Origin of the sequence: Pseudomonas sp. PI1 (assembly GCF_000812405.1) — a bacterium.
GTDB lineage: Bacteria > Pseudomonadota > Gammaproteobacteria > Pseudomonadales > Pseudomonadaceae > Pseudomonas > Pseudomonas citronellolis.
Genome location: NZ_JWMC01000059.1, coordinates 49,882 through 64,667, shown reverse-complemented (window position 1 = coordinate 64,667; position 14,786 = coordinate 49,882). Strand labels below are relative to the sequence as shown.

The 14,786-nt window shown below is 67.6% G+C and carries 13 protein-coding genes; 7 read left to right on the top strand and 6 right to left on the bottom strand.

The annotated features are described in order from the left end of the window. Window positions 1-51 precede the first annotated feature (51 nt). A complete protein-coding gene (choX, locus tag RN02_RS19345) occupies window positions 52-990 on the bottom strand; it encodes a choline ABC transporter substrate-binding protein (protein WP_043316015.1) in 939 nt (312 codons plus the stop codon). 209 nt (window positions 991-1,199) lie between these two features. Between choX and RN02_RS19340 the strand changes: the two genes are divergently transcribed. Together RN02_RS19340 and RN02_RS19335 are read left to right on the top strand one after the other, a co-directional pair. Then, on the top strand, window positions 1,200-2,192 hold the full coding sequence (locus RN02_RS19340) for a GlxA family transcriptional regulator (RefSeq protein ID WP_043316013.1): 993 nt from the start codon (window positions 1,200-1,202) through the stop codon (window positions 2,190-2,192). A 308-nt stretch (window positions 2,193-2,500) separates the two neighbouring features. Further along, a complete protein-coding gene (locus tag RN02_RS19335; protein ID WP_043316011.1) occupies window positions 2,501-2,971 on the top strand; it encodes a nuclear transport factor 2 family protein in 471 nt (156 codons plus the stop codon). Between the two features lie 46 nt (window positions 2,972-3,017). Here the strand turns inward: RN02_RS19335 and RN02_RS19330 are convergent, their stop codons facing one another. From RN02_RS19330 to RN02_RS19320, 3 genes are all read right to left on the bottom strand, one after another. Then, window positions 3,018-3,851 carry an ABC transporter ATP-binding protein gene (locus RN02_RS19330; protein ID WP_009614324.1) on the bottom strand — a complete coding sequence of 278 codons (834 nt, stop codon included), beginning with the start codon at window positions 3,849-3,851 and terminating at the stop codon, window positions 3,018-3,020. Continuing rightward, window positions 3,839-4,645 (bottom strand): ABC transporter permease, encoded by an 807-nt coding sequence (locus tag RN02_RS19325; RefSeq protein WP_009614323.1) that lies wholly within the window; start codon window positions 4,643-4,645, stop codon window positions 3,839-3,841. Before RN02_RS19325 ends, RN02_RS19330 begins: the two co-directional genes overlap by 13 nt. A 93-nt stretch (window positions 4,646-4,738) precedes the next feature. Further along, a complete protein-coding gene (locus RN02_RS19320; protein ID WP_043316010.1) occupies window positions 4,739-5,722 on the bottom strand; it encodes an ABC transporter substrate-binding protein in 984 nt (327 codons plus the stop codon). Window positions 5,723-6,268: 546 nt separating this feature from the next. On the opposite strand from RN02_RS19320, the gene RN02_RS19315 reads away from it, so the two are divergent. From RN02_RS19315 to RN02_RS19305, 3 genes are all read left to right on the top strand, one after another. Beyond that, window positions 6,269-6,973 carry a sulfotransferase family 2 domain-containing protein gene (locus RN02_RS19315; RefSeq protein WP_009614317.1) on the top strand — a complete coding sequence of 235 codons (705 nt, stop codon included), beginning with the start codon at window positions 6,269-6,271 and terminating at the stop codon, window positions 6,971-6,973. Next, window positions 6,966-7,577, top strand: coding sequence for an adenylyl-sulfate kinase (gene cysC / locus RN02_RS19310; protein WP_009614315.1), 612 nt, complete (start codon window positions 6,966-6,968; stop codon window positions 7,575-7,577). Before RN02_RS19315 ends, cysC begins: the two co-directional genes overlap by 8 nt. 73 nt (window positions 7,578-7,650) lie before the next feature. Further along, the gene (locus RN02_RS19305; RefSeq protein ID WP_043316008.1) at window positions 7,651-8,568 is read left to right on the top strand and encodes an AEC family transporter; all 918 of its coding nucleotides are present in this window, start codon (window positions 7,651-7,653) and stop codon (window positions 8,566-8,568) included. 569 nt (window positions 8,569-9,137) lie between these two features. On the opposite strand, the gene RN02_RS19300 is transcribed toward RN02_RS19305, so the two are convergent. Together RN02_RS19300 and RN02_RS19295 are read right to left on the bottom strand one after the other, a co-directional pair. Next, window positions 9,138-9,974 carry an outer membrane protein OmpK gene (locus tag RN02_RS19300; RefSeq protein ID WP_009614309.1) on the bottom strand — a complete coding sequence of 279 codons (837 nt, stop codon included), beginning with the start codon at window positions 9,972-9,974 and terminating at the stop codon, window positions 9,138-9,140. A gap of 456 nt (window positions 9,975-10,430) precedes the next feature. Beyond that, window positions 10,431-12,047: a gamma-glutamyltransferase family protein gene (locus tag RN02_RS19295; RefSeq protein WP_043316005.1), complete on the bottom strand. Its 1,617-nt coding sequence runs from the start codon at window positions 12,045-12,047 to the stop codon at window positions 10,431-10,433. 77 nt (window positions 12,048-12,124) lie between these two features. Between RN02_RS19295 and RN02_RS19290 the strand changes: the two genes are divergently transcribed. After that, entirely contained in the window at window positions 12,125-12,922 is a 798-nt protein-coding gene (locus RN02_RS19290; protein ID WP_024128863.1) for an AraC family transcriptional regulator, read from the top strand. Window positions 12,923-13,459: 537 nt separating this feature from the next. Continuing rightward, window positions 13,460-14,767, top strand: a complete 1,308-nt coding sequence (locus RN02_RS19285) for an MFS transporter (protein WP_009614303.1) — start codon at window positions 13,460-13,462, stop codon at window positions 14,765-14,767. Window positions 14,768-14,786: the final 19 nt, after the last annotated feature.

Below are 14,786 nucleotides of genomic sequence, written 5' to 3'. Positions count from 1 at the left end.
ACGGGGGCCCTGCGCGGCGGGCACGCCGCGCAAGGGTGGGGCGTTGTTGGCTTATTTCAGGCTGGCGACGAAGGCCGGTTCTGCCGGCTTGCCGTCGAAGGTGGTCACCCCGTCGAGCCAGGCCTTGAGCTGGTCGGGATGGGCCTTGAGCCAGGCGCGGGCGGCGTCCAGCGGCTGGCTGCGGTCGAGGATGGGTTCCATCACCTGGCTGACTTCCTGGCTGCTGAAGCGCAGGTTGTGCAGCAGCTTGGCGACGTTGCCGCACTGCGCCTGGTAGCCGGCGGCGGTCATGATGGAGACGGTGGCGGCGCCTTCGTTGGGGCCGAACACGTCGTCGCTGCCGGTGAGGTATTTCATGTCGATCTGCAGGTTCATCGGGTGCGGTTTCCAGCCGAAGAACACCACCCACTGCTGGCGCTTGATGGCGCGCTTGACCGCGGTGAGCATGCCGGCCTCGCTGGATTCGACGACCTGGAAGCCCTTCAGGCCGAACTTGTCCTTGGCGATCATGTCCGCGGTGATGCGGTTGGAGCCGCTGCCCGGCTCGATCAGGTAGATCTTGTTGTCCAGCTTGTCGCGGAATTTGGCGATGTCGGCGAAGGTCTTCAGGCCACCGTCGTAGACGTAGGTGGGCACCGCGTAGGTGGACTGCGCGTCGCCCAGGGTGGCCGGGGTGATGACTTCGATCTGCTGCTTGTCCAGGTAGGGCTTGGCCACCGGCTGCATGGTCGGCTGCCAGTAGCCGAGGAAGACGTCGAGCTGCTTGTCGGCCATGCCGGCCAGGATGATCTGCTGCGAGGCGCTGGTCTGCTTGACCTTGTAGCCGAGGCCGTCGAGCAGGGCCTCGGCCACGGCGCTGCTGGCCACCACGTCGGTCCAGTTCACCGAACCCATGCGCACGTTCTGGCACGACGCCGGCTCGGTGGCCCAGGCGCTGCTGACCAGGGTGAACAGCGCGGCGCAGGCGCCCGCTTTGATCGATAGCTTCATGACTTCTCCTCAAGGCCTTTGCGGCAATGGTTATCGTTGTTGTGTCATGGCCCCGCGCGGCGGTGGCTGGTGTTCAAATTACGCACGGCCTGCGACGGAAAATCGCACTCCGGCGACCTGCACTTGCACGCTGGCGACCTCGGCCATTGCCAGGGCCGGGCAAATGCTCCATACCAACGGATCGCCGCCCGAATCACCTGGATGAGGCCATGTCGAACGACTTCTGGTTCCTCCTGCTGCCCGGTTTTTCCCTGATGGGGTTCATCTCCGCCGTGGAGCCGCTGCGCGTCGCCAACCGCTTCCGCGGCGGGCTCTACCGCTGGCACCTGCTGAGCATCGACGGCGGCCCGGTGCTGGCCAGCAGCGGCATGTCGATGAACGCCGACGGCGCCCTGCAGGCCCTGGGCCGCGGCGACACGCTGTTCGTGGTGGCCGGCTTCGACCCGCTGCAGGCCTGCTCCCCGGCGCTGCTGCACTGGCTGCGCCGCCTCGACCGCGAGGGCGTGACCCTCGGCGGCATCGACACCGGCAGCTTCGTCCTCGCCGAGGCCGGGCTGCTCGACCGCCATCGCTGCACGCTGCACTGGGAGGCGCTGGACGCCTTCCGGGAGACTTATCCACAGCTGCAGGCGACCCAGGAGCTGTTCGAGATCGACGGCTCGCGCATCACCTCCGCCGGCGGCACGGCGTCCATCGACCTGATGCTCGACCTGATCGCCCGCGCCCAGGGCCCGGAGCTGGCGGTGCAGGTTTCCGAGCAGTTCGTGGTCGGGCGCATCCGCACCCGCCAGGACCACCAGCGCCTGCAACTGGCGACGCGCTACGGGGTGACCAACAAGAAGCTGATCCAGGTGCTGGGCGAGATGGAAAGGCACACCGAGCCGCCGCTCTCCACCCTGGACCTGGCCGAGCGCATCCAGGTCACCCGCCGCCAGCTGGAGCGCCTGTTCCGCCTGCACCTGAACGATACGCCGTCGAACTTCTACCTCGGCTTGCGCCTGGACAAGGCCCGGCAATTGCTGCGGCAGACGGAGATGAGTGTGCTGGAGGTGGGGTTGGCTTGTGGGTTCGAGTCGCCTTCGTATCTGTCGCGGAGTTATCGGGCGCGGTTTGGGGTTTGTCCGCGGGAGGATCGGGGGGTGTTTGCGGGTGGGGCTTCGGTGAGTGTTTCCAAGAGCCCCTCTCCCCAGCCCTCTCCCTGAAGGGAGAGGGGGCAGTCTGTGCCGAGAGGAGGAATGGTTTCAGCCGGAAATTACGGTGCCAGCCGGCTAACGCCGAAATACCCAAGCACTCCGAACGGTCCCCTCTCCCTTCAGGGAGAGGGTTAGGGAGAGGGCGCTCTCCAGGACGAGCACCGAAGCCACAGGTGGGCACCGTTCGCGAGCAAGCTCGCTCCTACGAAAACGAAAAGCCGTTCGGCACCTTGGCAACATCCGTGGGACCAGTGTCATTCCTCCAAACCCACCTACGGCGCACCATGACCAGAACCCCCACCCCAGGAGCCCCCATCATGAGCGAAGCCCGCCCACCCCTGCCGCCCTTCACCCGCGAGACCGCCATCCAGAAGGTGCGCGCCGCCGAGGATGGCTGGAACAGCCGCGACCCACAGCGCGTGTCCCTGGCCTACAGCCCGGACAGCACCTGGCGCAACCGCTCCACCTTCATCCGCGGCCGCGTGCAGATCGTCGAGTTTCTCACCGGCAAGTGGCGCCGCGAACTGGACTACCGGCTGATCAAGGAACTCTGGGCCTTCACCGGCGAGCGCATCGCCGTGCGCTTCGCCTACGAGTGGCACGACGACTCGGGCAACTGGTTCCGTTCCTACGGCAACGAGAACTGGGCCTTCGACGAGCAGGGCCTGATGGTCGAACGCCATGCCAGCATCAACGACCTGCCCATCAGCGAGGACGAGCGGCTGTTCCGCTGGCCCCTGGGCCGGCGCCCGGACGATCACCCGTCGCTGAGCGATCTCGGACTCTGAGCCGGCCGCGGGAGCGAGGCGGGCGCCGCGCCCCCGCGGTGGGCTTTCAGTGCGCTTCTTCCAGGTCGTCGTGGAGCAGCCCGAGGATTTCGCGCTTCATCTCGATGAACGGGCGGTCCATCACCATGTCCAGCGAGCGCGGGCGCTCGATGGGCACGTCGAGGATGCGCTTGATGCGCCCCGGGCGGGCGCCCATGACGTAGACGCGGTCGCCCAGCAGGATGGCTTCGTCGATGTCGTGGGTGACGAACACCACGGTCTTCTTGCTGTGGTCCCACACGCGCAGCAGCAGCTTCTGCATTTGCATGCGCGTCTGGCTGTCGAGGGCGCCGAAGGGCTCGTCCATCAGCAGGATCTGCGGGTCGTTGGCCAGCGCGCGGGCGATGGCCACGCGCTGCATCATGCCGCCGGAGAGCTGCTTGGGGTAGTTGCCGGCGAAGTTGGCCAGGCCCACCTCGTTGAGGTAGTAGTCGACGATCTCCTTGCGCTCGGCGGCCGGCAGGCCGCGGCGCTTCAAGCCGAACTCGACGTTCTCGCGCACGGTCAGCCAGGGGAACAGGGTGTAGCTCTGGAACACCATGCCGCGGTCGGCGCCGGGGCCGTCGACGCGCTGGCCGCCGACGTAGATGTCGCCCTCGGTGGGCTCGGACAGCCCGGCGGTGAGGTACAGCAGGCTCGACTTGCCGCAGCCGGAGGGGCCGACGATCACCGCGAACTGCTGGTCCGGCACCTCGAAGGAGACCTTCTCCAGCGCGGCGAAGGTGCCGCCCTCGGGGGTGCGGTAGCGCAGGCTGACCTGGTCCACGCGCAGCCGCGCCGGCTGCGCCCCTTGTGCGGCCGGTGCCGCGTCGTTGCGTTGCATGGCTGCTACTGCGCCCATGAGGCCACCTTCAGTCGGAGGATGCGGAAGAGTTGGTCGGTGATCAGCCCGAGCAGGCCGATGATGGCGATGGCCAGGAAGATCACGTCCACCTGGAAGCCGCGCATGGCCTTGAGGCTGATGTAGCCCAGGCCGCTGGAGGCGGCGACCAGCTCGGCCACCACCAGGTAGGTCCAGGCCCAGCCCATGGTCACCCGCAGGGTGTCCAGCACGCCGGGCAGCGAGGCCGGGCCGAGCACGTGCAGCACCACGTCGCGGCGGGTGCAGCCCAGGGTGTAGGAAGCGTTGACCAGGTCCTTGGCGACGCCGCGGGAGACGTCGGCGATCATCACCAGCTGCTGGAAGAACACGCCGAAGATGATCACCGTGACGCGCTGTTCGATGCCGATGCCGATCCACAGGATGAACAGCGGCACGAAGGAGGTCACCGGCAGGTAGCGGATGAAGTTCACCAGCGGTTCGAGGAAGGCCTGGACGATGCGGAAGCTGCCCATCAGCAGGCCCAGGGGCACGGCCACCAGGGACGAGACCAGGAAGCCGATCATCACCACCTCGACGCTGGCCAGCACGTGGGTGCCCAGGGTGCCGTCGCGGCCCAGGCGCACGGCGGCGTCCAGCACCGCGCCGGGGCTGGGCAGGAACATCGCCGGCACCACGCCGCCGTAGGAGAGCAGGGCCCAGAGGCCGAACACCAGCAGCCAGCACAGGGCGCTGGCGGACCACACCAGGCGCACCGGCAGCTCGACCTTGGGCGTCAGGCAGCGGTTGAGCCAGGATTTATTCGGACGTGACATCGCGGATTACCTCCATGCGGACGGCCGCAAGCCTTCCGCCAGGATGTTCGTGGAACGAAGGATGGGAAGGGGCGGGCGCGCGGCCCGCCGGGTTCACTGGACGACGAAGCGGGTGTCCACCAGGTCGTCGTAGCTGACCTGGAAGGTCTTGCCCTGCAGCTGCGTCCAGGTCTCGTTGGCCAGGCCGATGATGTCCTTGATGTCGCCGGCCTTGCCGGGGGCGCCGAGGAGCTTCTCGCTCATGGCCTGGTCATAGAAGCGCACGCCCTTGGCCGCCTCGGCCAGGTCCTTGGGGTCGGACAGGTAGCCGCCGACGCCCTTGGCCATGATGGCGTAGGCCTCCTGCGGGTGCTCCCGGGTGTACTGCACGGCCTTGTACAGGCCCTTGACCAGGGCCTTGACGTCGTCGGGCTGCTTGTCGATGACGTCGCAGTTCAGCGCCACCACGTCGACGATCACCCCGGGGGTGCTGGTGCTGTCCACCAGCACCTTGCCCTGCTGCTTCTGGCGCACCATCGACAGGTGCGGCTCCCAGGTCACCGCGGCGGGGATGCGCCCGGCGATGAAGGCGGTGGCTGCATCGTCGGCGGTCATGTTCTGCACCTTGATGTCGCTCATGCTCATGCCGGCGTTCTTCAGCAGGTACGACAGCCAGAACTGCGACACCGAGCCTTCGTTGACCGCCACTTCCCGGCCCTTGAGCTGGGCCAGGCTGGTGACGTCCTTGCCCACCAGCACGCCGTCGCCGCCATGGCTGTCGTCCAGCGCGGCCACGGCCTTGAAGCAGAACTGCGGGCGGTACTTGAGGATTTCGTCGATGGTCGAGGCGGAGCCGGAGAGTTTCCCGGAGGCCTGGGCGGCCATGTACATCGCCGCTTCCTCGATGGGGGTGAGCTGCAGGTCCAGGCCCTGCTCCTTGAAGTAGCCCAGGTCGCGGGCCAGGTACAGGGTGCCGTAGCCGACCCAGGTGGTATGGCCGATGGACAGGGTGCCGGCCTGGGCCGCCCCGGCGGCGCCGGCGAGCAGCCCGGCGAGGGCGAGGGGACGGGTGAAACGCGCAAGCAAGGACTTGTTCATGAAGCACTCCCACAGCCTGTTGGGCTTGTTATTGGATAACTGCGGCAGTGGCCAGATGGCCGGAGGTTTCACAGCGAAGCGGAACGTGCGTGGCGATGGGCTCTGCGGCCCCTGGGCCCGCAGGGCGGGCGGCACGTGACAGGGCGGATGGTGGCGGAAGCGGGAGGCTCGGAAAATTATTAAATATGTCGTTGCGACATAAGAAAAAGCTGCCTTTCGCCGCCGGGGCCCGGGCTTGCCGCGTTTGTGGCGCCTCGACCGGCGGCGGGCTGCCAGTCGCTTCCTCAGGGATTTCCTACGCTTTGTGCATCCTTTTCGCCGTGGGCGCCGCGCCGCGCCGGGAATAGACTCCCCCGGCCGTCGGAAATCGCCCCAGATGGACCTACAAGCTACAAGGCCCACGTCGCCGTGTATCGGAAACCTTACCTTCTTGACCAACACGGAATAATCGCCAGACACGGGCCTGTTAAGGTTTCCTTAAGGCCGGGGCCCTCCCGCCGTCCAAGGAAAACCACCGGAGCGACCCTCCGGCGTTCGAGAGTCCCCATGCTGCAACGCTACTTCTGGAAGCTGCTGCCCAAGGTCCAGCGCAACTTCCTGCTCAGCCGCCTGCCGGTGCAGGAACGCCAGATCGTCAACAAGGCGATGTCCGGCAACGCCCATTTCCCCGCGTATTTCCGCGAGCGCCGCTGCCTGTTCGTGCACGTGCCCAAGTGCGCCGGCAGCAGCCTCTGCGCGGCGCTGTTCGACGGCGGGCGCCCCGGCCACCTGCCGCTGTACTGGTACGAGCAGCAGTTCCCCGGCGAATATGCCGAAAGCTTCAAGTTCAGCTTCGTCCGCGACCCGTTGGAGCGCGCCTACTCGGCCTATGCCTACCTGCGCGGCAACCAGCTGCCGCAGCGCGACCGGGCGGCGCACCAACTGGTCTGCCAGTTCCGCGACTTCGACGACTTCGTCGACCGCTGGCTGCACCCGGACAACCTCCAGCGCCAGCTGCATTTCGTGCCGCAGGTGGCCTTCCTCTGCGATTCCCTCGGCCACCTGGGGCTGGACTTCATCGGCCGCCAGGAGAACCTGGAAGCGGACTTCCAGACGCTGTGCGAGCACCTGGGCATCAGCGGCCAGCTGCCCCACCTGAACGCCTCGCGGCAACGCCAGGCCGGCCCGGCCCGGGACTTCTGCAGCACTCGCACGCGGCGCCTGGTGCGCCGCGCCTATCAACGCGACTACCAACTGCTTGGCTATGAGTGACCTCAAAGTACCCCTGTTCCCCGTCACCGGCAGCGTGCGCCGCGAAGCCCGCGCCGCGCTCAAGGGCCAGCGCCCCTGCTGCATCTGGCTGACCGGCCTGTCCGGCTCGGGCAAGTCGAGCCTGGCCAACGCCCTGGAGCTGGCCCTGCACCGCGAGCGCGTGCACAGCTTCCTGCTCGATGGCGACCAGGTCCGCGGCGGCCTGTGCAGCGACCTGGACATGAGCCCCGAGGGCCGCCGCGAGAACATCCGCCGCCTGGCCCATGCCGCGCGGCTGATGACCGAGGCCGGGCTGGTGGTGATAGTCGCCGCCATCTCGCCGTTCCGCGCCGAGCGCGATGCCGCCCGCGCGCTGTTCCCGGCCGACGAGTTCCTCAGCGTGTATCTCAGCACGCCGTTGCGGACCTGCGCCGAGCGCGACCCCAAGGGCCTGTACAAGGCCGCCCGGGAAGGCCGCCTGCGCAACTTCACCGGCATCGACAGCCCCTACGAGCCGCCGCTGGACGCCGACTTCGAAGTGGACGCCACCGACACCTCCACCGACGAGGCCTGTCGTAGGCTGCTCGGGCTGGTCCTGCAGCGTTGCCGCCCCGGTCCGGCCTGAGTTCCGGGCCCGGCTTGCCGTCGCCGCGCGCGGCTGGGCAAGATGGGCGCCCAACCACCGCCGCGGGGTATCCGTGTCCGTTCTCTTCGAGGCCCTCTGGCCGCTCTTCGCGCTTATCGTCGGCGGCTACCTGCTGCGCCGCCGCGGCTTCCCCGGCGAGGCCTTCTGGCCGGCGGCCGAACGCCTGAACTACTTCATCCTGTTCCCCGCGCTGCTGTTCGCCAGCCTGGCCAAGGCGCCGCTGCGCGACCCGGGGCTGGGCCGCCTGGCCCTGGCGGTGGCCCTGGGCCTGGGCGGCGCCTGGCTGGCGCTGCTGGCCAGCCGGCGCCTGCGCGCCTGGAGCGCGGCGCGCTTCGGCGCCATCGCCCAGGGTGTGCTGCGCTTCAACACCTACCTGGGCCTGGCCGCGGTGGGCAGCCTGTACGGCAAGGAAGGCCTGACCCTGGCGGCGCTGATGCTGGCGCTGATGGTGCCGACGGTGAACCTGATGTCGGTCTGGGCGCTGACCGCCGAACGCGGCATCAGCGCCCGCGCGCTGCTGCTGCCGATCCTCAGGAACCCGCTGATCCTCGCCTGCGCCGCCGGTGCCCTGGTCAACCTGGCCGGCCTGGAACTGGGCGGCGGCAGCGCCCGGCTGTTCGACCTGCTGGCGGTGGCCAGCCTGCCGCTGGGCCTGCTCTGCGTGGGCGCCGCGCTGCAACCGAAGGAACTGCGCGCGGAACTGCCGGTGCTGCTGGGCAGCTGCGCCACGCGCCTGCTGGCGATGCCCGCCCTGGCCTTCGCCTGCGCCCAGCTGCTCGGCCTGGCGCCGCTGGAGTCGGCGGTGTTCGTGCTGTTCTTCGCCCTGCCAACGGCGCCCACGGCCTATGTGCTGACGCGGCAGCTGGGTGGGGACAGTCACCTGATGGCGGGGATCATCACGCTGCAGACGCTGTTGGCGGGGGGGAGCCTGTTGCTGGTGATGGGAGTGGTGCAGGCGCTGGCGGGGTGACGCTGTGGGGGCTTCTCGTAGGAGCGAGCTCGCTCGCGAACAGCGTTTCCCGGTGGCCTCGGTGTTGCAGTTTGACTCCGCAACCCTCTCCCCAGCCCTCGGCTGCGCGCCCCGCCCTGAAGGGAGAGGGGGCTTGTCCGTGCCGAGAGGAGTAATGGTTTCAGCCGGAAACCTGCGGTGTTGCCGGCTGACTCCAGAACACCCAAACACTCCCAACGGTCCCCTCTCCCTGAAGGGAGAGGGGGCTAGTCCGTGCCGAGAGAAGTGATGGTTTCAGTCGGAAACCGTCGGTGTTGCCGGCTGACTCTAGAACACCCAAGCACTCCGAACGGTCCCCTCTCCCTTCAGGGAGAGGGGGCTAGTCTGTGCCGAGAGGAGGAATGGTTTCAGCCGGAAACCTGCGGTGTTGCCGGCTGACTCCAGAACACCCAAGCACTCCGAACGGTCCCCTCTCCCTTCAGGGAGAGGGTTAGGGAGAGGGCGCTCTTCAGGCCAGGCACCGAAGCCACCTGGAAACACCGTTCGCGAGCAAGCTCGCTCCTACAGAACAGAAAAGCGCCCAGCCCCAATCAGAAGTGGTACTTCACCAACAGACTGGTGGTGTTCTGGTCGGTGGTAAAGAACTGCGAATCCTTGATCCCGTACTTGTCGGACCAGTAGTCGTACTCCACGCCCACGTACAGGTGCTTGGCCTCGTAGCCCATGGCCTTGCCCAGGTCGTACTTGATCTGCGGGTTGAAGTGCAGGTTGGCGTGGTAGTCGCTCTGGCCGCGTTCGCTGGCGCTGGCGCTCTTGTTGTTCACCACCCAGTCCATGAAGCCGTCGAAGAGGATGTCGGAGTTGCCCACCGGGATGGTCACGGCCCAGGCCGGGGTGATCTGCCAGGCGCCGGAGGGCACGCGGTTGCCGTCGGGCTTGCGGTAGTAGAAGTTCAGCTGGAAGTAGTCGAAGCCGGGCAGGGCCAGGTCGAAGCCCGGGCCGATCAGGTAGGCCTCGGTGTCGCCTTCGCCGAATTCGTAGGTGGTGGCCAGCAGCACGTCCTTGATCGGGCCCAGCGACAGGTCGGCGCCGGTGATCTTGCCGAACGACAGGCGCGGGCTGAACTCGCCGTAGTAGGTGTTCTTGCCGTTCTGGCTGTCTTCCTTGCCGTTGTAGTTGATCTGGTCGACGAAGAACCAGATGTCGCCCCAGGTCCAGGCGCTCGCGCTCTCGAAGGTGAAGGTCTGCTGGATCGGCGGGTTGACCTTGAAGTTCTTGCCCCACAGGTAGGTCAGGCTTTCGTTGTGCCAGATCAGCGGGCCGTCGTTGCTGGCCGGCGCGGGGGTGAGGTCTTCGCCGCCGGCCATGGCCTGGCCGGTAGCCAGCAGCCCGCCGGCGAGCAGCAGGGATGCGAGGGTGCGAGTCATGTGGTGCTCCTAGGTTTTGAAGTGCTGCGATCTAGTTGGAATTCTGAACCTGTCCACTCGGTCAGGCTTGGCCTGCCGAGGCAAGATCGGGGCCAACGCCGGGCGCGGGCCGGGTTTTCTTCTGTGTTTTGGGAAAAGCCATGCTTTTTCATGGGCCTGCGTCGCGGCCGGCGAAGGCCTGGGATCGGGCAAAAACCTGACTACTGGGACAGGTCGTGCCTTCGCACAGGGCAGCGCAGCGTGCCGAAGCGCCATTTTGGCGAGCATGGGCAGGGCTTATTGAATACACATTTGCTTTGAGTTGAATGGAATCAATTCAAAATATGTATACAAGTTTGCTGTGAAGAATCTACACAAGCGCCCCGGCGGCCACCTTGCGGGCGGCCGCGGCCTTTCCGGGCGCGGATGATGCCAGAGCCGCGCCGCGCAAGCACCTCCGCCGGCCCGGCGGCGGTCTCACCAGGCGGCGATCTGCCCGTCGGTGCGCGGCTCGGTGCCGCCGCAGAGCACGCCGCTGCGCGGGTCGCGCAGGATGATCTGGCCGCGCCCGTAGCTGCTCAGGTCGTGGGCCACTTCCACGTGGTGGCCGCGGCGGCTGAGCACCGCCGCCAGGCTGCGCGGCGCGCCGTGCTCGATGCCGATGCGCTTGTCGCCCAGCCACTGCCAGCGCGGGGCGTCCAGCGCGGCCTGGGGGTTGAGGCCGAAGTCCACCAGGTTCATCACCATCTGCACGTGGCCCTGGGGCTGCATGTAGGCGCCCATCACGCCGAACGGGCCCAGGGGCACGCCGTCCTTGCTGAGGAAGCCGGGGATGATGGTGTGGAAGGTCTTCTTGCCCGGGGCCAGGGCGTTGACGTGACCGGCGTCGAGGCTGAACTCGGCGCCGCGGTTCTGCAGGGCGATGCCGGTGCCGGGCACCACCACGCCGGAGCCGAAGCCGTGGTAGTTGCTCTGGATGAACGACACCAGGTTGCCCTCGCCGTCGGCCGTGGCCAGGTACACGGTGCCGCCGGCGCGCGGCTTGCCCGGGTGCGGTTCCAGGGCGCGCTCGCCGATCAGCGCGCGGCGGCTGGCGGCGTAGTCGTCGCTGAGCAGGTCGGCGACGCTGAAGCGCATGGCGTCCGGCTGGCCGATGTAGGCGCGGCCGTCGGCGTAGGCCAGCTTCATGGCCTCCAGCTGGCGGTGCCAGGTGTCCGGGCTGTCGCGCTCGCCGAATTCGAAGCCCTTGAGGATGTTCAGCGCCATCAGCGCCACCAGGCCCTGACCGGCCGGGGGGATTTCCCAGACGTCGTAGCCGCGGTAGTTCAGCGCAATGGGCTCGACCCACTGGGCGCGGTAGCCGGCCAGGTCGGCCTCGTCCAGGTAGCCGCCGCTGGCCCGGGCGTGGGCGGCGATGCGCCGGGCCAGGGCGCCGCGGTAGAAGCTCTCGCAGCGGCTTTGCGCCAGTTCGCGCAGGGTCTGCGCCTGGCCGGGGTTGCGGAAGATTTCCCCGGCGCGCGGGGCGCGGCCGTCGATGAGGAATTCGTCGAACCAGGCCGCCAGTTCCGGGTGCGCGTCGCGCACCCCGCGGAATTTGTCCAGGCCGCTCTGCCAGAGGCCGGCGATCACCGGCGAGACCGGGAAGCCCTGCTCGGCCAGTTCGATGGCCGGCGCCAGCAGCTCGGCGAAGTCCAGCCGGCCGAAGCGCGCCGACAGCTCGGCCCAGGCCGCCGGGCAGCCCGGCACTGTCACCGGCGTCCAGCCGTACAGCGGCATGCGCGCGTGGCCGGCGCCGCGCAGCGTGCCGATGTCCAGCGCCCCGGGCGCGTAGCCGGCGGCGTCCAGGCCGTGCAGCTTGTCCTTCACCCACACCAGGGCGAAGGCATCGCCGCCGATGCCGCAGCCGGTGGGCTCCACCACCGTCAGCGCCGCCGCCGTGGCCACCGCGGCATCCACCGCGTTGCCGCCGCGCTTGAGAATGTCCAGCCCGACCTGCGCCGCCAGCGGCTGCGAGGTGGCCACCATGCCGCGCCGGGCATACACCAGCGAGCGTTGCGAAGCGTAGGGATATTCCTGGGCGGAGAAATTCAGCATGGGCGGGCTCCGTTGACGGCTTGAGGCGGCAGGGTAGCCCTGCCAGACTCTGTCCACTAGCGATACAAAGCCAAAGCATAGCGATGAACGGACAGCACCCCCATCTGCAACGCGCGATTCCCACGCTCGACGACCTGCCGCGGCCGGTCTACGCGCGCGCCGAAAGCCTGCGCGCCGGCTCCTGGACCGGCCGCCACCACCACGCCTGGGTGCAACTGTCCTACGCCATCAGCGGGGTGCTCGGCGTGCACACCGCCGAGGGCAGCTTCTTCGCCCCGCCGCAGCGGGCCATCTGGATACCGGCGTACCTGGAGCACGAGGTGGTCACCTCCGGCCGCGCGGAGATGCGCAGCCTCTACCTGAGCGCCGAGGCCTGCGCCTGGGCAGAGCCGCGCTGCCGGGTGCTGGAGGTGACGCCGCTGGCCCGCGAGCTGATCAAGAGCTTCTGTGAGCTGCCGGTGGATTATCCACAGGGCGACAGTCCCGAGCAGCGTCTGGTGAACGTGCTGCTGGACCAGCTGCGTACCCTGCCGGAGGTCGCCTTCTCCCTGCCCATGCCGCAGGAGCCGCGGCTGCTGCAGCTGTGCCAGGCGCTGATCGAACAGCCCAGCACCAGCCTCACCCTGGGCGACTGGGCGCAACGCCTGGGCACCTCGGAAAAGACCCTCTCGCGCCTGTTCCAGCGCGAGACCGGCATGAGCTTCCGCCTTTGGCGCCAACGCCAGCGGCTGCTCGGCTCGCTGGGTGTGCTGGAGGATGGCGCCAGCGTGACCGCTGCGGCGCTGGATTGTGGCTATGACTCCACTTCGGCCTATATAGCTGCGTTCAAGGGGTTGTTCGGCTTTACGCCGGGGGAGTTGTTCAAGCAGCGTTGAGCCGCTGCGGTCTGCGCTTCCTGTAGGAGCGAGCTTGCTCGCGAACGGCGTTTCCAGGCGGCCTCGGTGTTTTGGTTTGACTCCGCAACCCTCTCCCCAGCCCTCTCCCTGAAGGGAGAGGGGGCTTGTCCGTGCCGAGAGGAGGAATGGTTTCAGCCGGTAATCACTGTGCTAGCCGGCTAACGCCGAAGTATCAGTATCTGCCCAACGGTCCCCTCTCCCTTCAGGGAGAGGGTTAGGGAGAGGGCGCTCTTCAGGCCAGGCACCGAAGCCACCTGGAAACACCATTCGCGAGCCATCTCGCCCCAACGAAAAGCCACTCCAAATAAGCGGATTTCCGCTCACCCACCCCCGCCCATCGGCATCCAACCGCCTGCCCACGCTGTACGAAAACCCCGTAATCCCTTGCCCCACGCGGCTTTGCGCCCTTGGCACGTTGCCTGCTATCGCCCTCCACACTGCGCCGCACCTCGTGGCGCGCCGGTGCCGGTTTCGTGGTCCGCGCACCCGACGACAACAACGACAAGAGGATTACCCATGGATAGCGCAAGCGCCGTCTCCGCTTCTGCCGCGCCCCGTACGACCTCCCAGCGCATCAAGTCGATCTTCAGCGGCTCGGTGGGCAACCTGGTGGAGTGGTACGACTGGTACGTCTACGCCGCCTTCTCCCTGTACTTCGCCAAGGCCTTCTTCCCCCAGGGCGACATGACCGCCCAGCTGCTCAACACCGCCGCGATCTTCGCCGTGGGCTTCCTGATGCGCCCGATCGGCGGCTGGCTGATGGGCATCTACGCCGACCGCAAGGGCCGCAAGGCCGCGCTGCTGGCCTCGGTGCTGCTGATGTGCTTCGGCTCGCTGATCATCGCCCTCACCCCCAGCTATGAAACCATCGGCGTCGGCGCGCCCATCCTGCTGGTGCTCGCGCGCCTGCTGCAGGGCCTGTCGGTGGGCGGCGAATACGGCACCTCGGCCACCTACCTCAGCGAGATGGCCAACAAGGAACAACGCGGCTTCTTCTCCAGCTTCCAGTACGTGACGCTGATCTCCGGCCAGCTCATCGCCCTGGCGGTGCTCATCGTGCTGCAGCAGACCCTCACCGTCGAACAGCTGGAAAGCTGGGGCTGGCGCGTGCCCTTCTTCATCGGCGCGCTGTGCGCGGTGACCGCCATGTTCCTGCGCCGCGGCATGGAAGAGACCGAGTCCTTCGCCAAGAAGAAGGAAGAGCCCAAGGAAAGCCTGATGCGCACCCTGCTGCGCCATCCCAAGGAAGTCCTCACCGTGGTCGGCCTGACCATGGGCGGCACCCTGGCCTTCTACACCTACACCACGTACATGCAGAAGTACCTGGTGAACACCGTGGGCATGAGCAAGACCGACTCGACCATGATCTCGGCCGCCACCCTGTTCCTGTTCATGCTGCTGCAGCCCATCGTCGGCGCGCTGTCGGACAAGATCGGCCGGCGCCCGATCCTGATCGCCTTCGGCGTGCTCGGCACCGTCTTCACCTACCCGATCCTCAGCACCCTGCACAGCATCGACACCTGGTGGGGCGCGTTCTTCCTGATCATGGCGGCGCTGGTGATCGTCAGCGGCTACACCTCCATCAACGCCGTGGTGAAGGCCGAGCTGTTCCCCACCGAGATCCGCGCCCTGGGCGTGGGCCTGCCCTACGCGCTGACCGTGTCGATCTTCGGCGGCACCGCCGAGTACGTGGCGCTGTGGTTCAAGAGCATCGGCATGGAGAGCGGCTTCTACTGGTACGTCACCGGCTGCATCGCCTGCTCGCTGCTGGTCTACGTGACCATGAAGGACACCCGGACGCATTCGAAGATCACTACCGACTGATAGGGCGCGTGCCCTGGCC

Bases quoted from the DNA above. Each gene is read 5' to 3' on its own strand.
- RN02_RS19285 (WP_009614303.1), top strand. From the start codon at position 13,460: ATGGATAGCGCAAGCGCCGTCTCCGCTTCTGCCGCGCCCCGTACGACC.
- cysC (WP_009614315.1), top strand. From the start codon at position 6,966: ATGAGTGACCTCAAAGTACCCCTGTTCCCCGTCACCGGCAGCGTGCGC.
- choX (WP_043316015.1), bottom strand. From the start codon at position 990: ATGAAGCTATCGATCAAAGCGGGCGCCTGCGCCGCGCTGTTCACCCTG.
- RN02_RS19335 (WP_043316011.1), top strand. From the start codon at position 2,501: ATGAGCGAAGCCCGCCCACCCCTGCCGCCCTTCACCCGCGAGACCGCC.
- RN02_RS19320 (WP_043316010.1), bottom strand. From the start codon at position 5,722: ATGAACAAGTCCTTGCTTGCGCGTTTCACCCGTCCCCTCGCCCTCGCC.
- RN02_RS19340 (WP_043316013.1), top strand. From the start codon at position 1,200: ATGTCGAACGACTTCTGGTTCCTCCTGCTGCCCGGTTTTTCCCTGATG.
- RN02_RS19315 (WP_009614317.1), top strand. From the start codon at position 6,269: ATGCTGCAACGCTACTTCTGGAAGCTGCTGCCCAAGGTCCAGCGCAAC.
- RN02_RS19300 (WP_009614309.1), bottom strand. From the start codon at position 9,974: ATGACTCGCACCCTCGCATCCCTGCTGCTCGCCGGCGGGCTGCTGGCT.
- RN02_RS19330 (WP_009614324.1), bottom strand. From the start codon at position 3,851: ATGGGCGCAGTAGCAGCCATGCAACGCAACGACGCGGCACCGGCCGCA.
- RN02_RS19325 (WP_009614323.1), bottom strand. From the start codon at position 4,645: ATGTCACGTCCGAATAAATCCTGGCTCAACCGCTGCCTGACGCCCAAG.
- RN02_RS19295 (WP_043316005.1), bottom strand. From the start codon at position 12,047: ATGCTGAATTTCTCCGCCCAGGAATATCCCTACGCTTCGCAACGCTCG.